The organism is Pseudomonas sp. GW821-FHT02C04 (genome assembly GCF_059421845.1).
The window spans coordinates 219,774-238,073 of record NZ_JBWKVT010000009.1; the positions used below are offsets into that span (position 1 = coordinate 219,774).

Genomic DNA, 18,300 nt, shown 5'->3' on the forward strand with positions numbered 1-18,300 from the left:
GTGAACCAAATACACTGAAAAAACATTGAATTTTCTTTCACACGCGCCAGTCGGAATTTGTAAGCCGTCTGGATTTAGTTCAACTTCCAGCCGCCCTTGAACACCAAGACTTCCCAGACACTATCAACAAGGAAATCGACATGGGCACAATTCTTATCATTATCCTGATCCTGTTGCTGATCGGTGGTCTGCCGGTCTTCCCGCACTCCAGAAGTTGGGGTTACGGTCCTTCGGGCATTATCGGTGTGGTGCTGGTTGTACTGTTGGTGCTGCTGTTACTCGGCCGCATATGACGTTTTGACCGACAAAAAAAGAGGCCCTGAAAAGGGCCTCTTTTTATTGCGCCAAATGATCAGTCCGGCTTGCCGTTAATCACACCGGCAGTGTTGTCGATCAGGCTCTTGGTGGCCGTCTGCAGGAACGCTTCGAGCTTGAGTTTCAGCTCGGCGGTGCGCGGTGCGTCCGGAATGATTTCGGCAGAAGGATTCGCACCCAGTTGGTACTGGTAGATCTTCGGCGCCATTTCCTTCTCTTTCGGCAGTACCAGGATCTGGTCAGCGGTGACGATGGCGGTGGTCTGCTCACTGCCCGACGGCTTGATCACACCGAAACCGGTGTCGCCTGCCGGCAGGTTGAGCAAGTCACGGCCCCAGCACTGATGACGCACTTCGCCACCCAGGCGACCCATGATGGTCGGCACGATGTCGATCTGCGTACCCACGGTGTGGTCACGGGTGCCGAATTTTTCCTGGATGCCCGGTGCGATCATCAGCATCGGTACGTTGAAGCGGCCCAGGTCCATTTCGGTGATCTGACGCTCGTTGCCAAAGCCATGGTCACCGACAATGACAAACAGGGTTTCCTTGAAGTAAGGCTCCTTGCGGGCCTTCTCGAAGAACTGGCCCAGTGCCCAGTCCGCGTAACGCATGGCGGTCAGGTGCTCGTTGAGCGTGCCACGATCCGTCACGCGCTCGACCGGCAATGGCGTCGGCAAGGCGTAAGGCGTGTGGTTGGACAGGGTCTGCAGCAGCGCGTAGAACGGCTTGCCGTTTTCACGTGCCTTGAGCTCCACCAGACCACGGTCGAACATGTCCTGGTCGGACACGCCCCAGGTCGGATCGGAGAACACCGGGTTGACGAAGTCATTGCGGCCAACGAAGTTGGTCATGCCCTGGTTGCTGAAGAACCCGGACTGGTTGTCCCAGGCGAAGTCACCGTTGTAGACGTAGACGTCGTCATACTTGCGCGCGCTGAGCAGCTGCGGCAGGCCGGACAGTTTGTGGCTGCCTTCCGGGGTCTGCATCAGGTATTCGAAACCCGGCAGGTTCGGGAAGCAGGCCATGGTGGCGAACATACCCTGGTGGGTGTGGGTGCCGTTGGAGAAGAAGCGGTCGAACAGCAGGCCTTCCTTCGACAGTTTGTCGAGATACGGCGTGATGTTGCCCGGCGCACCGAGAGCGCCCACCGAGTGACCGGCCATGCTTTCCATGAGGATCACGACAACGTTCTTGATCGGCAGGGTCTTGTCGGCTGGCGGCGTGTAGTCACGACGCACGGCGGCGATGTCGGCATCGACCAGTTTGTCGTCCGGCATGACCAGCATCTCACGCACGACTTTCTGCGCCTGATCCTGCGGCAGCGTGGCTTTCCAGATGTTGTTGCGGTCTTCGCCCATGCGGTCCTTGGCTGCCGCGATCAGCGACAGGGTGCCATTGAGGCCGAGCTGGTTGGCGAAGTTCGATTCGGTGGTGTACACGTCACCCCAGCGCAGTGGCGGGCCCTGACGCAGGGTGCCACGCACGGCGACCACACAGATCAGCAGGCACACGACGAACACCGCCAGACGCGCATACCACGGCGCCACCTGACGAGTGCCGACATTGCCGCCGCTAAACGGGCCACGCGGACGGGTCAGACGATCGGCGCCCTTGAACGCCAGGGTCAGGATCAGCGTGCCCACGGCCCACGCCAGCAGGTAGCGCACCACCGGGAAACCGTACCAGAGCATGCTCATCACGGTTTTCGGGTCTTCCTTCACGTACTGGAACACCAGGCCGTTGAGGCGCTGGTGGAACTCGCGGTAGAAGTCCATTTCCATGAGGCCGAGGAACAGCGCGATGCTGGAGGTCACCGTCAACCACAGACGGAAGAACCCGCGTGCAGCCATGGCCCGGGCACTGAACAGCGCCAGCACCATCGGAACGCAGAGGTAGACCACCAGGCGCAGGTCGAAACGCAGGCCGTTGGCGAAGGCTTCGAGGAACGTCGAAGCCGGGGTATCGAGGATCATCTCGCGGTTGTAGACCAGCAGCGCGAGGCGCAGCACGGAAAACATCACCATCATGACCAGCGCGCACAAGAGCGTGTAGGCCAGATGCGATTTGACGGTCGGTTGCAGCAGGCGACTGGAAGATCGCTGCTGATTCAGGGCGTCCGGGTTTGCCATGTCGTTTTAGGACCCATTGGAAGTTGAAGTTGCAAAAATACAGCTGCGCCCTGCCCTCTGTTGGCCATTCCAGGCCCCGGGGCTTGCGCGGTGCGCAAATGTTGCACGATCACCGGCGGCATTGCCATTGATTACTGCCCCGCTGCCGGACTCTTTCATTAAAGGCACGGCATACCGGGACAGCTGCAAACAGCGCGGGCGAATTGTCTTGAAGACTTTGTGAAAATTTCGTTCAACGCATATCCGGAAACACAATAAACCTACAAAACAAAACGCCCCGAGTTCTTCGGGGCGTTTGCAGAGCAACGCGATATTTACTTCTCGGCGCGCTCTTTCAGGGCTTTCAAGGTATTGAACGGTGCGTCGACCACGAACTTGTTGGCAATCATCGACGGCACGCTGCCGCCTGGCTCGGTGTGGACCTGATAGGTCACTTCGACCTGATCGCCTTTTGGCACGAACTTCCAGAAGCCTTTGACCTGAGCTACGCGGACAAAGCCTTTTTCTTCCGGCAGGTACTTCGGCAGACCTTCCAGGTTGCGGGTCAGGCTGCCATCAGCGCCTTCAACGGTGGTGACATGCAGGATCGAGTCGCGCGGGGTCACTGGCCACGGCGTGTTGAACTGGGTGTAGGTCCAGCTCTGGTCGCCTTCGTGCTTGAGCAGTTTCTGGGTCTTGCACTCGTGAATCCAGGCACAGGCGCCGGAGACGTCTTCCTGCAATGCGCGCAATTTGGCGACGGTGGTCTTCATCAAGGTCACGCCCTGATAAGACTTGTAGTCCGAACCCGGCACTTCGCTCAAGGAGACCTTGATGCCATCTTCGTTCTTGGCCACTTTCCAGTCTTCAGCCTGGGCGGCCGAAGTGGCCAGCACGGCAGTCAAACCACACAACACAGCGATACGATGCAGCGAACCCATAGTCTTATTCCTTATTGTTGAAGTTCCGTTCGTTTGACACATCACGCCGCCGTCATCTGCTCCCACCAGCCGAGCAGTCTGATCGCGTCTTCCTGACTGCTTCCGCAGACTTCGACATCGGCCTTGAACCCTGAACAGACCGCTGGACGTTCCGGTTGGCCGAAAATGCTGCACAGGTTTTCGACCGAGAGCTGAACGCAACGTTCGCCGGCAGGTTTGCCATCGGGCATGCCCGGAATCGGCGAGCTGATGGAAGGGGCAATGCAACAGGCGCCACAACCTTCACGGCAGTTCATGACGACGAGTTCCTCGCGACGGGCAATGTGTTAAAGGGACGCGGAACAGGGTAACCGCTAAAACGGCTGTTTTAAATTCCCTGAACCGGGGTTTTTACGCAGAAACGAAAGTGACTGACCAGTCTCCGACAAAGCGTCTGGTCTGCGGGTCACGGATCGATTGAATTTACTGCTTGAATTCGAAATCCAGCGCAGCGCCTTCGACTTCGCGGCGCTCTTCATTGCGCAGCTGCAACTGCATTTCGTTGCTCAGCAGACGACCATTCAGCTGGAAGCCGCTGTTCTTCTCGCCAAACATCTGCGGCAGGATCGCTTCGCGCTTGGGCAGCGGCACGGTGCCCACCGGTTTCAACTGCTGAACCATGTCCCTGGGCAGGCTCAAGTCGAGTTTGGCCGGGGGTAACGGTGTCTTGGCCACTTCACTGGCGGATTTCGACTTGGAAGCGATCGGTGCACGTTTCTTGGCGGGGGCGGCTTTCTGCTGCTTTTCTTTCGCAGGAGCGGCTTTCTTGCTGGCAACCGGCTTTTTCACCGTGGGCGCTGCTGTCGGTTTTTCCGAAACGGCAGCGGCCATGACAGCTGGCGCGTGACCGATCATCAACAGACAAAGCAAAACCCAGGCAGCAGGAAAAATCGCTTTCATGGAACCTACAACGCTAACGGCAGAGGGCCATATGCTCGCTTGTTGAACGCCACATGACAAGCGCGCCGCGCTGTCTGTTCAGAAACCGCCGGCCATTTCCTGACACAGTTGAGTCGCCAGCAGACCAAGCGTCATCAACGCCCGTTCCGCCTCGCGATTCCACGGCGTGCCGCAGTTCAGCCGGATACAGTGGTTGAACTGCTCGGTATTACTGAAGATCAGCCCCGGCGCGATGCTGATGCCCTGCTGTAATGCGCGGACATGCAATTCCTGCGTATTGACCCGCCCCGGCAGGCTCACCCAGAGGATGAAACCGCCCGTGGGCCGGGTCATTTGCGTGCCTTCGGGGAAGTACTGCTGCACAGCCAGCTGAAATGCGCTGAGGTTTTTTCGGTATTCCTGGCGGATGTACCGTAAATGCCGGTCATAACCGCCATTTTCCAGATAGGCGGCGATCGCCATTTGCGTGACGCTGCAAGCCGAATGCGTGGTGAAGGTCTGCAGACGCTGGATTTCCTGTTGATACTTGCCGGCAATCATCCAGCCGACGCGCACACCGGGTGACAAGGTCTTGGAAAAACTCGAACAGTAAATGACCCGATCCAGCCGGTCGTAGGCCTTGAGCGCCTTGGTGCGACCTTGCTCGAACATCAATTCGCCATAGATGTCGTCTTCGACGATCTGGATATCGAAGTCCGAGGCCAGGCGCAGCAATTGTTTTTGCCGCTCTTCGGGCATGGTGCCACCCAGCGGGTTACTCAGCCGGGTCGTCAGCACCAGCGCTTTGATCGACCATTGGTTGGCCGCCAGTTGCAGGGCTTCCAGACTCATGCCGGTGGCCGGGTCGCTGGGAATTTCGATGACTTTCAGGCCCAGCAGGTCAGCCAGTTGCAGCAATCCGTAATAGGTCGGTGATTCGGCGGCGATCAGATCGCCCGGACGCGTCAGCACCCGCAACGACATCTGCAGTGCATCGACACAACCGTGGGTGATCACCACTTCCGACGGGTCGACCACCACACCGGCGTCGCGCATGCGGATCGCCACTTGTCGGCGCAACGGCTCGAAACCGGGGCTGAACATGTAGCTGAAGGCGCGCGGGCTATGGAATCGGGTGACCTTGGCCAATTGCTGATGCAGTGCGCGCACCGGTAAATAATCGACACTGGGGACCGCTGCACCCAGCGGGAACACGCCTTCGCGGCGCGACTCGACCAACACTTGCTGAATGATGCTGGCGCGGGTGACCAGGCCAGGTCGTTCGACCCGGGCAATGTCCGGGGTCGGTGCGGTAAGTGCCGGGGTCTGGTGCACGTAGTAGCCAGACTGCGGCCGTGCACGGATCAGCCCCTGATCCTCGAGGTTGGCGTAAGCCTGCAACACCGTGGCATGGCTGACGTTGAGCTGCGAACTCATCTTGCGCACCGAGGGCACGCGCTCGCCCGGCTGATAGACGCCGCGGCGGATGTCTTCGGCCAGTTGTTGAGCAATACGTTGGTAGAGCAAGAGATTGGTCATGACGCAGCACTCGATATCACGGGCGTTTTATTTTTGTGTGAACAATACCGGAACAGTCTGGAAGTGTACTGGGACAGTTGCCATATTAGTCAACCATACAGTGCAGTGTCGGATAAATCTGTACTGCTTGTGAGGTAATCGACAGACGTAAAAAAGCCCGGCGCTGCATGACAGGCCGGGCTTTCCAGTAACGCCACCCTCAGCGGGCGGCGCCGAGCTGGCCTTTTTCGTCGGAGAACACGATTTCCACGCGACGGTTCTGCGCACGCCCACGCTCGGAAGCGTTGGCGTCCACCGGGTATTCGTCGCCGTAGCCTTCGACCTGAATGCGTTTTTCGTCGATGCCCAGGTCCGTCAGCACATCGGCAACCGACTGTGCGCGGTCGCGGGACAGTTTGAGGTTTTCCTGTTTGCCGCCGGTGCTGTCGGTGTAACCCTCGATACGCACCACGCGTTTCGGATTGAGTTGCAGGAACTGCACAATCTTCAGGACCACGCGATTCGCCGAGTTCTTCAGCTCCGCCTCGCCGGTGTCGAACAGCACATCACCGAGGGTCATCACCAGACCACGGTCGGTCTGGGTGGTGGCGAGAGCAACGATCTGCTCTTCCAGCCATTTACCCTGCTGCTGCACGCTCAACAGTTTGGATTCGCGCAGTGCCAGTTGCAGGCGCTGGCGCTCCAGTTCCAGCTTCGCCGCGCGCTCTTCGTTGAGCACCAGATTGGTGTGCTCGCGGGCGATCTGGCTGTACCGCTGGCTCAGATAGGAGTAATGCGCCACGTCCGAGCCACTTCCCCAATAAGTGGAGAGACGATCGGCGCGGGCCAGGGATTCACCGGCACGAATCACGTCTTTCGGCGCGATACGCAGCACATTGGAATCTTCCTTGACCTTCTGGAAGTCGGCGCTGGCCTCCTGCAAGGCGGTTTCGCTGTGTTGGCCGGCGCAACCATAAAGGCTGGCACAACCCACGAGGATCAGAGTGCCGAAGGCTTTTGAAGTCAGGCTCATTGGGCATCCCCCAGTTGCTTGCGCAGGCGGACGATGCGGGTATTGAGCACGTTCAGTTGCTCCTCGCTCTTCTGGGTCAGCACCTTGGCTTCGGCCAGGCGTGCATCCAGCTCGGCCTGTTCGGCGCGCATCCGCGCGTTCTTGAAGGATTCGCCGGCCATGCTGCCTTTGGCCCGGTTGAACTTGTCTTCTGCCAGTTTCATTTCCGGCACTTCGTCGGCGGTGGCGCCGACGGCCTTGGCTTGCTCCAGCGCCTGTTCGGTCAGGCGCATTTGTTCATTGGGTGCCGGATCGCTGGCGCAACCGGCCAGGGCCAGAACGGCCAGGGCCGTGAAAAGAACTCGATTACTCACTAAGAATCCCTACTGTTTTGGGGCGCTGACAGGTTGTTGCGGCGGCTGTTGCTGCTGCGCCTTCCAGCGCTCGATGTTGCGTTGCAGCGCGGCTTCCGTCAGGCCGGACGCGGGCAATTCTGTCATCTTTTTGGCCAGCTGTCCGCGCAACCACGGATCGTTGCAGGCCGAGTTGTGGGAAAGCGCAAGGAACAGACCGGGCCGGTCAATCGGTTGCTCGAAAGCCAACAGATCATTGGCCATGCCCAGGGCCTGCGCGGCGGCCATCCCCGAGTAGCGGCCGGCGAGTACATATTCCACTTCGCCCAGCAGCAGTTTCTGCAGGGCCTGAGTGAGGTTTGCCGTACGGGTCAGGGTCAAATGCTGCTCGGCGAAAGTGCCGAATGCCTGGGTCATTCGAGACTTTTCCGACAATCCTCCTTGATGGCCCTGGAGATCCTTCGCTTCGCTGTAGACCAGGGTCGAGCCTTTGCGAGTCCACACCAGGTAGTCGTTTTCCAGCAGCGGCGGATGAATGTAGTCGAGGTTTTCCAGCTCGTTGAAGGTCATGGGCGCGTCGGCCAGCATGTCCATGCGCCCGCTGCGCACTTCGTCGAGGGCCTGTGAGCGTTTACCGGCATAAAGCAATTCGACCTTGATGCCCAGATCCTTCGCCACTTGCTGCAATAGGTCGGCACTGGCACCGATCAACTGTTTTGGATTCTGCGGATCCTGCCAGAGATACGGCGGTGCATCCGGGCTGCCGGTGACGACCAGTCGCTCGCATTTGCCCGCCGCCATGGACAACCCCGGCAACAGGCTGGAACACAGCAATAACGAGAAGCCCAACCGGCGATGCAGATCCATGGCGAAACGCTCCCACTCAAATCCGAGACAAAAAAAAGCCCGACCAACAGGCCGGGCTCTTTATAAGTGAAGCCGCTGGATTAGACCAGCTTCTCCAGCTCAGGTACGGCTTCGAACAGATCCGCCACCAGGCCGTAATCGGCCACCTGGAAGATCGGCGCTTCTTCGTCCTTGTTGATCGCAACGATCACTTTGGAGTCCTTCATGCCGGCCAGGTGCTGGATCGCGCCGGAGATACCGACGGCGATGTACAGCTGTGGCGCAACGATCTTGCCGGTCTGACCGACCTGCATGTCGTTCGGTACGAAACCTGCGTCGACCGCGGCGCGGGAAGCACCCACGGCAGCGCCCAGCTTGTCGGCCAGAGCGTACAGGTGTTTGAAGTTGTCACCGTTCTGCATGCCGCGGCCGCCGGAAACGACGATCTTGGCAGCGGTCAGCTCAGGACGATCAGATTTCGCAAGCTCTTCGCTGACGAAGCTGGAAGTACCGGCGTTGTGAGCAGCGGCAACCGACTCAACGGCAGCCGAACCACCTTCAGCGGCAACCGGGTCGAAACCGGTGGCACGCACGGTGATCACTTTGATCGCAGCGGTCGATTGCACGGTAGCGATGGCGTTACCGGCGTAGATCGGACGCTTGAAGGTGTCAGCGCTTTCTACCGAGATGATCTCGGAGATCTGGTCAACATCCAGCTGGGCGGCAACGCGCGGCAGGATGTTTTTACCGTTGGAGGTGGCGGCAGCCAGGATGTGGCTGTAACCGGCGCCCAGCTCGGCTACCAGTGGAGCAACGTTTTCCGGCAGCTGATGCGCGTAGGCAGCATTGTCAGCGTTCAGGACTTTGCTCACGCCAGCGATTTTCGCAGCGGCTTCAGCCACGGCGCCAGCGCCCTGGCCTGCAACCAGAACGTGGATGTCGCCACCGATTTTGGCAGCGGCAGCAACGGTGTTCAGGGTGGCCGGGGCCAGCACCTTGTTGTCGTGTTCGGCGATTACCAAGATAGTCATGATTAGATTACCTTCGCTTCGTTTTTCAGTTTCTCGACCAGTTCAGCCACCGACTTGACCTTGATGCCAGCGCTGCGTGCAGCCGGCGCTTCGACTTTCAGGGTCTTGTTGGTGGAGGCGGTGGAAACGCCCAAAGCGTCCGGAGTCAGCACTTCGAGAGGCTTCTTCTTGGCTTTCATGATGTTTGGCAGGGACGCGTAGCGCGGCTCGTTCAAACGCAGGTCGGTGGTGACGATCGCTGGCAGTTTCAGGGAAACGGTCTGCGCGCCGCCGTCGATTTCGCGGGTCACGGCAACGCTGTCGCCGGAGACTTCGACTTTCGAGGCGAAAGTGCCCTGACCGTAGCCGCTCAGTGCTGCGAGCATCTGGCCGGTCTGGTTGTTGTCGCTGTCGATGGCCTGTTTGCCCAGGATCACCAGCTGAGGCTGTTCCTTGTCGACCACGGCCTTGAGCAGCTTGGCCACGGCCAGGGAGGTCAGGTCTTCAGCGGATTCGACGAGGATGGCGCGGTCGGCACCCAGAGCCAGTGCGGTACGCAGCTGTTCCTGAGCGGTGGACGGGCCGATGGAGACGACGACGATTTCAGTCGCAACGCCTTTCTCTTTCAGGCGTACGGCTTCTTCCACTGCGATTTCGCAGAATGGGTTCATCGACATCTTGACGTTGGCGAGGTCTACGCCGGAATTGTCCGCCTTGACGCGAACCTTGACGTTGTAATCCACAACGCGTTTGACAGCTACAAGAACCTTCATGGATTCCTCGTTACTCTCCGGTGAAAAGAAAGTCGCCTAGGCGAACCTGGCGGTTGATGCTCATCGGGCACAAGGGCACCTCTAAAAACGCCGGCTGAGCGGGATGACCGTTCGTCAGTCGTGACCGACGAGTCATGCCGCTTCGCGGTGTGTAAACTGCGCGCCGAACCTGCGCTGCGCATCACCGGTTACCGCCTACGCCCTGTCTTTAGAGGTGCTCTTGAAACCACCATTCAGCCTACGGCGAGCGCAAAACCGCCCGTATCTTGACCGGAACGCCCATTCTGGTCAATACGCCAAAATGCCCTGTCATAAGCCGCGCTTCTTTGATTTCTCTGGGCTGGAGCCGATTCAAACAAACGTTTGTATTGGACGCTAAGAGTGGTGTAGATATAATGCGCCGCCTAGAGAGAAAGGTGGTTTGCCCATTATTAGCCTTGACGTTAACGTAAAGGCAATAACGGATACGACACCGAACCTCCAAATTAGAAAAAAAACTGTTGAGCCTTGAGTAGGAGATAGCCTGTGGAACGCGAATACATGGAATTCGACGTGGTCATCGTCGGTGCCGGCCCCGCTGGCCTGTCCGCCGCCTGCCGTCTGAAGCAGAAGGCCGCCGAAGCCGGTAAGGAAATCAGCGTCTGCGTGGTCGAAAAAGGCTCCGAAGTCGGCGCGCACATCCTTTCCGGTGCCGTATTCGAACCACGGGCCCTGAACGAACTGTTCCCTGACTGGAAAGAACTCGGCGCCCCGCTGAACACGCCAGTTACCCGCGATGACATTTTCGTGCTGAAAAACGCCGAAAGCGCGCAGAAAATTCCTGACTTCTTTGTGCCCAAGACCATGCACAACGAAGGCAACTACATTATTTCCCTCGGCAACCTGTGCCGCTGGCTCGCTCAGCAGGCCGAGAACCTGGGCGTGGAAATCTACCCGGGCTTCGCCGCTCAGGAAGCACTGATCGATGAAAACGGCATCGTGCGCGGGATCATCACCGGTGACCTCGGCGTCGACCGCGAAGGCCATCCGAAAGAAGGCCTGTACACCCCGGGCATGGAACTGCGTGGCAAGTACACGCTGTTCGCCGAAGGCTGCCGTGGCCACATCGGCAAGCAACTGATCAAGCGCTACAACCTCGACAGCGATGCCGATGCCCAGCACTACGGCATCGGCTTGAAGGAAATCTGGGAAATCGACCCGGCCAAACACCAGCCAGGCCTGGTGGTGCACACCGCCGGTTGGCCGCTGGACATCATGGGCACCGAGAACACCGGCGGCTCCTTCCTCTATCACCTGGAAAACAACCAGGTTGTAGTCGGCCTTATCGTCGATCTGTCCTACAGCAACACCTACCTGTCGCCGTTCGACGAATTCCAGCGCCTCAAGCATCACCCGGTGCTCAAGCAGTACCTGGAAGGCGGCAAGCGCATCAGCTACGGCGCACGTGCGATCTGCAAAGGTGGCCTGAACTCGCTGCCGAAGATGGTGTTCAAGGGCGGCGCGCTGATCGGTTGCGACCTCGGCACCCTGAACTTCGCCAAGATCAAGGGCAGCCACACCGCGATGAAGTCCGGCATGCTCGCCGCTGAATCCGTAGCCGAAGCGCTGTTCGCCGAGAAAGACGGCACCGAAGAACTGACCACCTACGTCGACGCCTTCAAGAAGAGCTGGCTCTACGAAGAACTGTTCGCCAGCCGCAACTTCGGCCCGGCGATCCACAAGTTCGGCGCCATCGTCGGCGGCGGCTTCAACTGGCTGGACCAGAACATCTTCGGCGGCAAACTGCCGTTCACCCTGCACGACACCAAGCCGGATTACGCCTGCCTCAAGCTCGCGGCCGACTGCAAGAAGATCGACTACCCGAAACCCGACGGCAAGATCAGCTTCGACAAGCTGAGCTCGGTGTTCATCTCCGGTACCAACCATGAAGAAGAACAGCCGTGCCACCTGAAACTGACCGACCCGACCATCCCGTTGAGCCGCAACCTGCCGATGTACGACGAACCGGCGCAGCGTTACTGCCCGGCCGGCGTATATGAAGTGATCACCAAGGAAGACGGCGAGAAACGCTTCCAGATCAACGCCCAGAACTGCGTGCACTGCAAGACCTGTGACATCAAGGACCCTTCGCAGAACATCACTTGGGTGACGCCGGAAGGCGCTGGCGGCCCGACCTATCCAAATATGTAAACGGAACATATAAGTCGAACCGCTGAACATCAAGGCTCCCTTTATGGGGGCCTTTTTGTTGCCCGCGATTTGTCGGGAATCAAGCCGCGCGCTCATCCCCCGGGCTGCGCTCGAAATAGCGTTTGTACTCGCGACTGAACTGCGACGTGCTCTGATACCCCACCCGATGCGCCACCTGCGCCACCCCTAATCCCTCGGCGATCAACAACGTCTGCGCCTTCAACAGACGCAAACGCTTCAAATACTGCACCGGCGACAACAACGTGCTGCGTTTGAAGTGCTCGTGAAAGGTCGAAACGCTCATGTTCGCGCAACTGGCCAATGTCTCGACGTTCAACGGTTCGGTGTAGTGCGAATGCAAATGGCTGATCGAAGCCGCCACCCGGGCAAACTGCCCCTGCTGCTCCACCAGCGCCCGCAATACATCAGCCTGTGGACCGCGCAACGCGACGAACAACAACTCCCGCACCCGCGCAGGCCCTAGAATCTGGCACTCCAGCGGATCGTGCAGACAGCGCAGCAAGCGTTCGACGCAACCGCGCATGTCATCGTCGAGCACCACCGAGGTCATCGACTCCGGTGTCTGGGCCGGTATATGTCGCCCCGGCGCCAACCCCATGGCCAGCACCAGTTCACCCAGCAACACCCGGTCGATCGCCACCGATACGCCGAGCAACGGCGCGTCCGGCAACGCATAGGTTTCGCACTCGAACGGCACCGGCAACGCCTGGATCAAGTAATGCCCGGCACCGTATTCCATGGTGCGCGGCCCCAGATACGCGAGTTTGCTGCCTTGGGCGATGATCATCAGGCTCGGTTCATAAATGTGCGGGCCACGGGCGACGTCGCAACTGGCGCGCAACACCTGCACGCCCGGCAGCCCGGTCTGGCTGTAACCATCGCGCAGCGCCAGCGGTTCGATCAGCGAAACCAGCGTGGCGTTGGCATCAAGGTGACGGGTCAATTGCATCGGGTGGCTCTTCAGAAAAAATCACGGAAAAAGGGATAAAAGCATCATCGCAGATCCTTTTGCCAATGCGACCGATCAACCCCGCATGCCGGAGGATTAGGCATGACACCCGGAGGAATCGCCATGGCCGGACGACCGGACGGCGCCCAGAATGCGCCGCCTCACTTGTCACTGCTTTTGCGAGGTTTCACATGTACACCGCCATCGGCTATGCCGCTCAAACGGCCACCACCCCCCTCGCCCCGATGAAGTTCGAACGCCGCAGTCCTCGGGCTGACGACGTCGCCATCGAAATCCTGTACTGCGGCGTCTGCCACTCCGACATCCATCAGGCACGCAACGAATGGGGCATCGCCGTTTACCCGTTGATGCCCGGCCACGAGATCGTCGGAAAAGTCACCGCTGTCGGTGCGAACGTCACCAAGCACAAGGTGGGAGATCTGGTCGGTGTCGGCTGCATGGTCGACTCTTGCCGCACCTGCGAAGCCTGCCAGTCGAACCTTGAGCAATACTGCCTCGAAGGCCCGACCATGACCTATGCCACACCCGACCGGGTCGATGGCAGCAACACCATGGGCGGCTATTCGGACAGCATCGTGGTCAGCGAACACTTCGTGGTGCGCATCCCCGAGAAGCTTGATCTGGCAGCTGCCGCACCGATTCTCTGCGCCGGTATCACCACCTACTCGCCACTCAAGCACTACGGCGTGAAGGCCGGCGACAAGGTCGGGATTCTCGGCATGGGTGGCCTCGGCCACATGGGCATCAAGTTCGCCAAGGCGATGGGCGCCGAAGTGACGCTGTTCACCCGTTCGGCGAGCAAGGCTGAGGAAGGTCGTCGTCAGGGCGCCGATCATGTGATCGTCTCCACCGACGAAGAGCAGATGAAAGCGGCGGCCGGTCGCTTCGATTTCCTGCTGGACACCATTCCGGTGCAGCACAACCTCAACCCGTACCTCGACACCCTGCGCTTCGACGGCGTGCACATTCTGGTAGGCCTGATCGAACCGATCGACCCGCCGGTCCACGCCGCGAAACTGGTACTGGGTCGCCGGGTACTGGCCGGCTCGTTGATCGGTGGCGTCGCCGAAACCCAGGAAGTGCTGGATTTCTGCGCCGAGCACAACATCAGCTGCGATATCGAAATGCTCGACATCCGCCAGATCAACGAGGCCTACACCCGCATGATCGCCGGTGATGTGAAGTACCGTTTCGTGATCGACATGGCGACCTTGAAGCTCTGATTCCTCAGACCTTCAAACCAAGCTCTGCCGAGAGCCGGGTTGTGACCCCTTTGATCAGGGGAATCAGCTCGGCCATTTTCTCCAGCGGCATATACGGCACGGTGCTGGCGATGCTGATCGCCGCGACGATGCGCTTGCTCGCGTCGCGGATCGGCGCCGCCACGCAGCGGATCGACGGTTCGTTGTCTTCCAGATCGAACGCGTAGCCGCCGGCCACGTACTCGGTCATCCGCTGCTCCAGTTGCTCCCACGACTGCTGGGGATGCTGCGGCCAGAACTGACTTTTCCCACCCGCCGGCAGGCTGATGTCGTACAGACGCTGCCAATCCTGCGGCGCGTCATCCAGCATCAAGGCCTTGCCGATCCCGGTGCGCGCCAGCGGCATGCGATGGCCGACCCGCGAGCGCATTTCCGGGCCGTTGCGCCCAGGATTCTTCAACAGGTACAGCACCTCGTCGCCTTCACGAATCCCCAGGTGAACGGTGTCGCCGGTCAGTGCCGACAACTCGTCCAGATAAGGCCCGGCCAGGGTCACCAGCGGCAACTCTTCGCGCGCCTGGAAACCCAGCTCGATCAACTTCGGCCCCAGCAGATAACCGACTTGCGGTACAACGCGCAGGTAACGCTCGTCCACCAGGCAACTGGCCAGGCGATGCGTGGTGCTGCGGGTGGTACCGATCAGGCGGGCAATCTCTTTGAGATCGCGGGCGCCACTGGCGACGGCCTGCACCACACCCAACCCGCGAAGCAGAGTCTGGGTGCCAGTCGGCGCGGCGTCCTTGGCGGTTTTCGGGGCGTCTTCCTGCATATCCAGCCTTTAGCGTTGAGCGAGGGAACGGGCGGCATTATGGTCGCCCGACAGGGACGACTACAACTCGATGCGCTCGACCTTGCCCACCAGCAGCACGTAGGACAAAGCGCCGATCAATGCCAGAACCGCGATGTAGGTGATCGCCGGTGCGAACGAATCGCCGCTGGCCAGGAAGCCGATGACAATCGGCGTGGCGATCGCCGACAGATTGCCGATGAAGTTGAACACTCCACCGGTCAAGCCCAGCAACCGCGCCGGCGCCAGTGTCGAGACCAGCGACCAGGTGATCGACGCCAGCCCGTTGCCAAAAAACGCCAGCGCCAGGAAGGCAATCACCAACGGCGTCGACTCAACGAAGTTGGCCCCGATGATCGAGGTGGAAATCAACAGTCCGCCAATGATCGGCAACTTGCGCGCAAACCCGACGGTGCAGCCACGGCGAATCAGGAAGTCGGAAAAGAACCCGGAACACAGCACGCCAATGAACGCGGCGAGAAACGGCAGCGACGCCAGCAGGCCGGACTTGATGAAGTCCATGCCGCGATATTTCACCAGATAGGTCGGAAACCACGTCAGGAAAAACCACAGCGTCGAGTTGAGGCAAAACTGGCCGAGGTAAATCCCCCACAGCTTGCGTTTGCTGAGGACGATGCCGAGATCGGTCCAACTGAATTTCGCTTTCACTTTGGCGGTTTCGGCGGCGATGTCCACCAGCCCGCCACCCTCGCGGATCAAATCGATTTCGCCTTCGTTGGCGCCTTTGAAATCCCGTGGCTCGCGATACACCGCGTACCAGATTGCGGCCCACACGATGCCCACCGCACCGGTCACGACAAATACCATGTGCCAGCCAAATTCATGCTGCAGCCACGCCAGCACCGGGGTCAGGAACGCCAGCCCGACGAATTGCCCTGAGGTGTAGAAACCGATCGCTGTGGCACGTTCCCGCTCGGGAAACCAGGTCGTCACCACGCGGCTGTTGATCGGATACGCCGGCGCCTCCAGTGCACCGACCGCCATGCGCAGCACGAACAGGGCGATGAAACTGGCAGCGAAACCGAGCATCACCGTGGCCAGCGACCACAACAGCAGCGCGACGCTGTACAGGATGCGCGGCGGCACCCGATCCACCAGCCAGCCGCCGGGGATCTGCATGGCGGCGTAGGTCCAGCCGAACGCCGAGAAAATCAGCCCGACGTGCACCGGGTCGATGCCCAACTCAGTGGTGAGCGCCGGGGCAGCAATCGACAGGTTGCTGCGGTCGAGGTAGTTGATGACCACGGTGATGAACAGCAGCACCATGATAAAAAACCGCTTACGGCTGGGCGTGACTAATGTCGCTTGCCCGGTGAGGGTTTGCGGTTGCATGGGGAGAACCTCTTCTTATGTTTATTGAGGTTGGCCTGAGGCCTTGAGTCGTTCCCGCGCTCGGCACGGGAACGATCAGATGTGCTGAGTCAGCCACTCACCACTCGGCAAAACTGCCATCGGCATGGCGCCAGATCGGGTTGCGCCAACGGTGGCCGACCGCCGCGCGTTCGATCACGTATTCCTCGTTGATCTCGATTCCCAGACCCGGGCCGTTGGGGATTTTCACGAAGCCTTTGTCGTAGTCGAACACTCGCGGATCCTTCACATAATCAAGCAAGTCATTGCTCTCGTTGTAATGGATGCCCAGGCTCTGCTCCTGGATAAACGCGTTGTAACAAGCGGCGTCCAGTTGCAGACACGCCGCCAGCGCAATCGGCCCCAGCGGGCAGTGCAGTGCCAGCGCCACGTCGTAGGCTTCAGCCATGTTGGCGATCTTGCGGGTCTCGGTGATACCGCCGGCGTGGGAGGCATCCGGCTGGATGATGTCGACGTAACCTTCACTCAACACCCGTTTAAAGTCCCACCGCGAAAACAGCCGCTCGCCGAGGGCAATCGGGGTGCTGGTCAACGGTGCGAGTTCTTTCAGTGCTTCGTAGTTTTCGCTGAGCACCGGCTCTTCGATGAACATCAATTTGTACGGGTCGAGTTCCTTCATCAGCACCTTGGCCATGGGTTTGTGCACCCGGCCATGGAAGTCGACACCGATGCCGACGTTCGGCCCGACCGCATCGCGTACTGCCGCGACATTGGCCAGTGCCAGGTCGACTTTCTCGAAGGTATCGAGAAATTGCAGCTCCTCGGTGCCGTTCATTTTCACGGCGGTAAAACCACGACTCACCGCCTCTTTCGCGGCCCGCGCGGTGTCCGCCGGACGATCGCCGCCGATCCACGAATACACACGGATCTTGTCCCGCACCTGACCACCAAGCAGATCACTCACCGACACACCGAGGGCCTTGCCCTTGATGTCCCACAGCGCCTGGTCGATACCGGCCAGTGCGCTCATGTGGATCGCGCCGCCCCGGTAGAAGCCGCCGCGATACAACACCGTCCAGATGTCTTCGATGTTGCGTGGGTCTTTGCCGATCAGGTAGTCGGACAATTCCTCAACCGCTGCCGCGACGGTGTGGGCGCGGCCCTCGACCACGGGCTCGCCCCAACCGGTCACGCCCTCGTCGGTTTCGACTTTCAGGAAGCACCAGCGCGGCGGGACGATGAAGGTGGTCAGTTTGGTGATTTTCATCTTTTTTATCTCTCTTATAGATGCAGCGCACGCAGCGCCAAAAAGTCTTAGCGAAGGGCTTTCCAGGCCGCCACGTAGGCCTTGGCATTGGCTGCCACTTGCTCAGTCGTCATGCCCGGTTTGAACAGCCCGGAACCGAGGCCGAAGCCTTTGACGCCGGCATCGATGAACACCTGCATGTTGTCCGGGGTAATGCCGCCGACCGGCGCCAGAATCGTCCCGACGGGCAACACCGCCAGCCACGCTTTCACCACTGCCGGCCCCATCTGCTCGGCCGGGAACAGCTTGAGAATGTCCGCGCCCTCCTCCAGCGCCGCAAAGGCTTCGGTCGGCGTGGCAACACCCGGCGACAGATACAGCCCCGCCGCTTTCGCCGCCCGCAACACCTTGGCATCGCTGTGGGGCATGACGATCACCTGGCCGCCAGCCTCCTTCACCAACTCCACCTGTTCCGGGGTCAGCACCGTGCCGGCACCGATCAGGCAATCGGCGGGCAGGGTCTTACGCAGGATGCGAATGCTTTCGTACGGCGCGGGGGAATTGAGCGGTACTTCGATGACGCGAAATCCGGCCGCATACAGGACTTCTCCGACAGCGGCCGCTTCCTGCGGATGCAGGCCGCGCAGGATCGCGATCAGACCGTTTTGCGCCAGTGCTTGCTTGAGCATGTCAGGC

At 59.9% G+C, this 18,300-nt stretch carries 18 protein-coding genes; 3 read left to right on the forward strand and 15 right to left on the reverse strand.

Annotated features, from left to right (window positions below; all coding sequences use genetic code 11):
- Positions 1-134 precede the first annotated feature (134 nt).
- Positions 135-293: a DUF3309 family protein gene (locus AC07VV_RS26770; RefSeq protein WP_169432680.1), complete on the forward strand. Its 159-nt coding sequence runs from the start codon at positions 135-137 to the stop codon at positions 291-293.
- A gap of 59 nt (positions 294-352) precedes the next feature.
- Here AC07VV_RS26770 and AC07VV_RS26775 read toward each other — a convergent pair whose 3' ends face one another.
- The 10 genes from AC07VV_RS26775 to AC07VV_RS26820 all read right to left on the reverse strand — a co-directional run bounded on the left by AC07VV_RS26775 (position 353) and on the right by AC07VV_RS26820 (position 9,796).
- Complete coding sequence (locus AC07VV_RS26775; protein ID WP_495037962.1) at positions 353-2,446, reverse strand: LTA synthase family protein; 2,094 nt, start codon at positions 2,444-2,446, stop codon at positions 353-355.
- 314 nt (positions 2,447-2,760) lie between these two features.
- Positions 2,761-3,366, reverse strand: coding sequence for an START domain-containing protein (locus AC07VV_RS26780; protein ID WP_085704686.1), 606 nt, complete (start codon positions 3,364-3,366; stop codon positions 2,761-2,763).
- Positions 3,367-3,407: 41 nt separating this feature from the next.
- Positions 3,408-3,662, reverse strand: a complete 255-nt coding sequence (locus tag AC07VV_RS26785) for a YkgJ family cysteine cluster protein (RefSeq protein ID WP_102620504.1) — start codon at positions 3,660-3,662, stop codon at positions 3,408-3,410.
- A 166-nt stretch (positions 3,663-3,828) separates the two neighbouring features.
- On the reverse strand, positions 3,829-4,305 hold the full coding sequence (locus AC07VV_RS26790) for a translation initiation factor 2 (RefSeq protein ID WP_495037963.1): 477 nt from the start codon (positions 4,303-4,305) through the stop codon (positions 3,829-3,831).
- A gap of 78 nt (positions 4,306-4,383) precedes the next feature.
- On the reverse strand, positions 4,384-5,823 hold the full coding sequence (locus tag AC07VV_RS26795; protein WP_096820992.1) for an aminotransferase-like domain-containing protein: 1,440 nt from the start codon (positions 5,821-5,823) through the stop codon (positions 4,384-4,386).
- 199 nt (positions 5,824-6,022) lie between these two features.
- Entirely contained in the window at positions 6,023-6,835 is an 813-nt protein-coding gene (locus AC07VV_RS26800) for an OmpA family protein (RefSeq protein WP_249482814.1), read from the reverse strand.
- Positions 6,832-7,188 carry a DUF4398 domain-containing protein gene (locus AC07VV_RS26805; RefSeq protein WP_096820990.1) on the reverse strand — a complete coding sequence of 119 codons (357 nt, stop codon included), beginning with the start codon at positions 7,186-7,188 and terminating at the stop codon, positions 6,832-6,834. The genes AC07VV_RS26800 and AC07VV_RS26805 overlap by 4 nt, the downstream gene beginning before the upstream one ends.
- A 9-nt stretch (positions 7,189-7,197) precedes the next feature.
- Entirely contained in the window at positions 7,198-8,034 is an 837-nt protein-coding gene (locus AC07VV_RS26810; RefSeq protein ID WP_495037964.1) for a substrate-binding periplasmic protein, read from the reverse strand.
- Positions 8,035-8,114: 80 nt separating this feature from the next.
- Entirely contained in the window at positions 8,115-9,044 is a 930-nt protein-coding gene (locus AC07VV_RS26815) for an electron transfer flavoprotein subunit alpha/FixB family protein (protein WP_007950863.1), read from the reverse strand.
- Positions 9,045-9,046: 2 nt separating this feature from the next.
- Positions 9,047-9,796 carry an electron transfer flavoprotein subunit beta/FixA family protein gene (locus tag AC07VV_RS26820; RefSeq protein WP_003226982.1) on the reverse strand — a complete coding sequence of 250 codons (750 nt, stop codon included), beginning with the start codon at positions 9,794-9,796 and terminating at the stop codon, positions 9,047-9,049.
- Between the two features lie 525 nt (positions 9,797-10,321).
- Between AC07VV_RS26820 and AC07VV_RS26825 the strand changes: the two genes are divergently transcribed.
- Positions 10,322-11,986: an electron transfer flavoprotein-ubiquinone oxidoreductase gene (locus AC07VV_RS26825; RefSeq protein WP_495037965.1), complete on the forward strand. Its 1,665-nt coding sequence runs from the start codon at positions 10,322-10,324 to the stop codon at positions 11,984-11,986.
- 79 nt (positions 11,987-12,065) lie between these two features.
- Here the strand turns inward: AC07VV_RS26825 and AC07VV_RS26830 are convergent, their stop codons facing one another.
- Positions 12,066-12,956, reverse strand: a complete 891-nt coding sequence (locus AC07VV_RS26830) for an AraC family transcriptional regulator (RefSeq protein ID WP_007950856.1) — start codon at positions 12,954-12,956, stop codon at positions 12,066-12,068.
- A 191-nt stretch (positions 12,957-13,147) separates the two neighbouring features.
- Here AC07VV_RS26830 and AC07VV_RS26835 point away from each other — a divergent pair, with 191 nt between their 5' ends.
- Positions 13,148-14,200, forward strand: a complete 1,053-nt coding sequence (locus AC07VV_RS26835) for an NAD(P)-dependent alcohol dehydrogenase (protein ID WP_495037966.1) — start codon at positions 13,148-13,150, stop codon at positions 14,198-14,200.
- A 4-nt stretch (positions 14,201-14,204) separates the two neighbouring features.
- Here the strand turns inward: AC07VV_RS26835 and AC07VV_RS26840 are convergent, their stop codons facing one another.
- The 4 genes from AC07VV_RS26840 to AC07VV_RS26855 form a co-directional block, all read right to left on the reverse strand.
- On the reverse strand, positions 14,205-15,008 hold the full coding sequence (locus tag AC07VV_RS26840) for an IclR family transcriptional regulator (RefSeq protein WP_096820985.1): 804 nt from the start codon (positions 15,006-15,008) through the stop codon (positions 14,205-14,207).
- 60 nt (positions 15,009-15,068) lie between these two features.
- Entirely contained in the window at positions 15,069-16,379 is a 1,311-nt protein-coding gene (locus tag AC07VV_RS26845) for an MFS transporter (RefSeq protein ID WP_192558684.1), read from the reverse strand.
- Positions 16,380-16,476: 97 nt separating this feature from the next.
- Complete coding sequence (gene dgoD, locus AC07VV_RS26850) at positions 16,477-17,625, reverse strand: galactonate dehydratase (RefSeq protein ID WP_007908327.1); 1,149 nt, start codon at positions 17,623-17,625, stop codon at positions 16,477-16,479.
- A gap of 47 nt (positions 17,626-17,672) precedes the next feature.
- On the reverse strand, positions 17,673-18,293 hold the full coding sequence (locus AC07VV_RS26855) for a 2-dehydro-3-deoxy-6-phosphogalactonate aldolase (RefSeq protein ID WP_085710908.1): 621 nt from the start codon (positions 18,291-18,293) through the stop codon (positions 17,673-17,675).
- Between the last annotated feature and the right edge of the window lie 7 nt (positions 18,294-18,300).

Bases quoted from the DNA above. Each gene is read 5' to 3' on its own strand.
- AC07VV_RS26785 (WP_102620504.1), bottom strand. From the start codon at position 3,662: ATGAACTGCCGTGAAGGTTGTGGCGCCTGTTGCATTGCCCCTTCCATC.
- AC07VV_RS26845 (WP_192558684.1), bottom strand. From the start codon at position 16,379: ATGCAACCGCAAACCCTCACCGGGCAAGCGACATTAGTCACGCCCAGC.
- AC07VV_RS26835 (WP_495037966.1), top strand. From the start codon at position 13,148: ATGTACACCGCCATCGGCTATGCCGCTCAAACGGCCACCACCCCCCTC.
- AC07VV_RS26820 (WP_003226982.1), bottom strand. From the start codon at position 9,796: ATGAAGGTTCTTGTAGCTGTCAAACGCGTTGTGGATTACAACGTCAAG.
- AC07VV_RS26800 (WP_249482814.1), bottom strand. From the start codon at position 6,835: ATGAGCCTGACTTCAAAAGCCTTCGGCACTCTGATCCTCGTGGGTTGT.
- AC07VV_RS26795 (WP_096820992.1), bottom strand. From the start codon at position 5,823: ATGACCAATCTCTTGCTCTACCAACGTATTGCTCAACAACTGGCCGAA.
- dgoD (WP_007908327.1), bottom strand. From the start codon at position 17,625: ATGAAAATCACCAAACTGACCACCTTCATCGTCCCGCCGCGCTGGTGC.
- AC07VV_RS26790 (WP_495037963.1), bottom strand. From the start codon at position 4,305: ATGAAAGCGATTTTTCCTGCTGCCTGGGTTTTGCTTTGTCTGTTGATG.
- AC07VV_RS26855 (WP_085710908.1), bottom strand. From the start codon at position 18,293: ATGCTCAAGCAAGCACTGGCGCAAAACGGTCTGATCGCGATCCTGCGC.
- AC07VV_RS26830 (WP_007950856.1), bottom strand. From the start codon at position 12,956: ATGCAATTGACCCGTCACCTTGATGCCAACGCCACGCTGGTTTCGCTG.
- AC07VV_RS26840 (WP_096820985.1), bottom strand. From the start codon at position 15,008: ATGCAGGAAGACGCCCCGAAAACCGCCAAGGACGCCGCGCCGACTGGC.
- AC07VV_RS26815 (WP_007950863.1), bottom strand. From the start codon at position 9,044: ATGACTATCTTGGTAATCGCCGAACACGACAACAAGGTGCTGGCCCCG.
- AC07VV_RS26780 (WP_085704686.1), bottom strand. From the start codon at position 3,366: ATGGGTTCGCTGCATCGTATCGCTGTGTTGTGTGGTTTGACTGCCGTG.
- AC07VV_RS26810 (WP_495037964.1), bottom strand. From the start codon at position 8,034: ATGGATCTGCATCGCCGGTTGGGCTTCTCGTTATTGCTGTGTTCCAGC.
- AC07VV_RS26775 (WP_495037962.1), bottom strand. From the start codon at position 2,446: ATGGCAAACCCGGACGCCCTGAATCAGCAGCGATCTTCCAGTCGCCTG.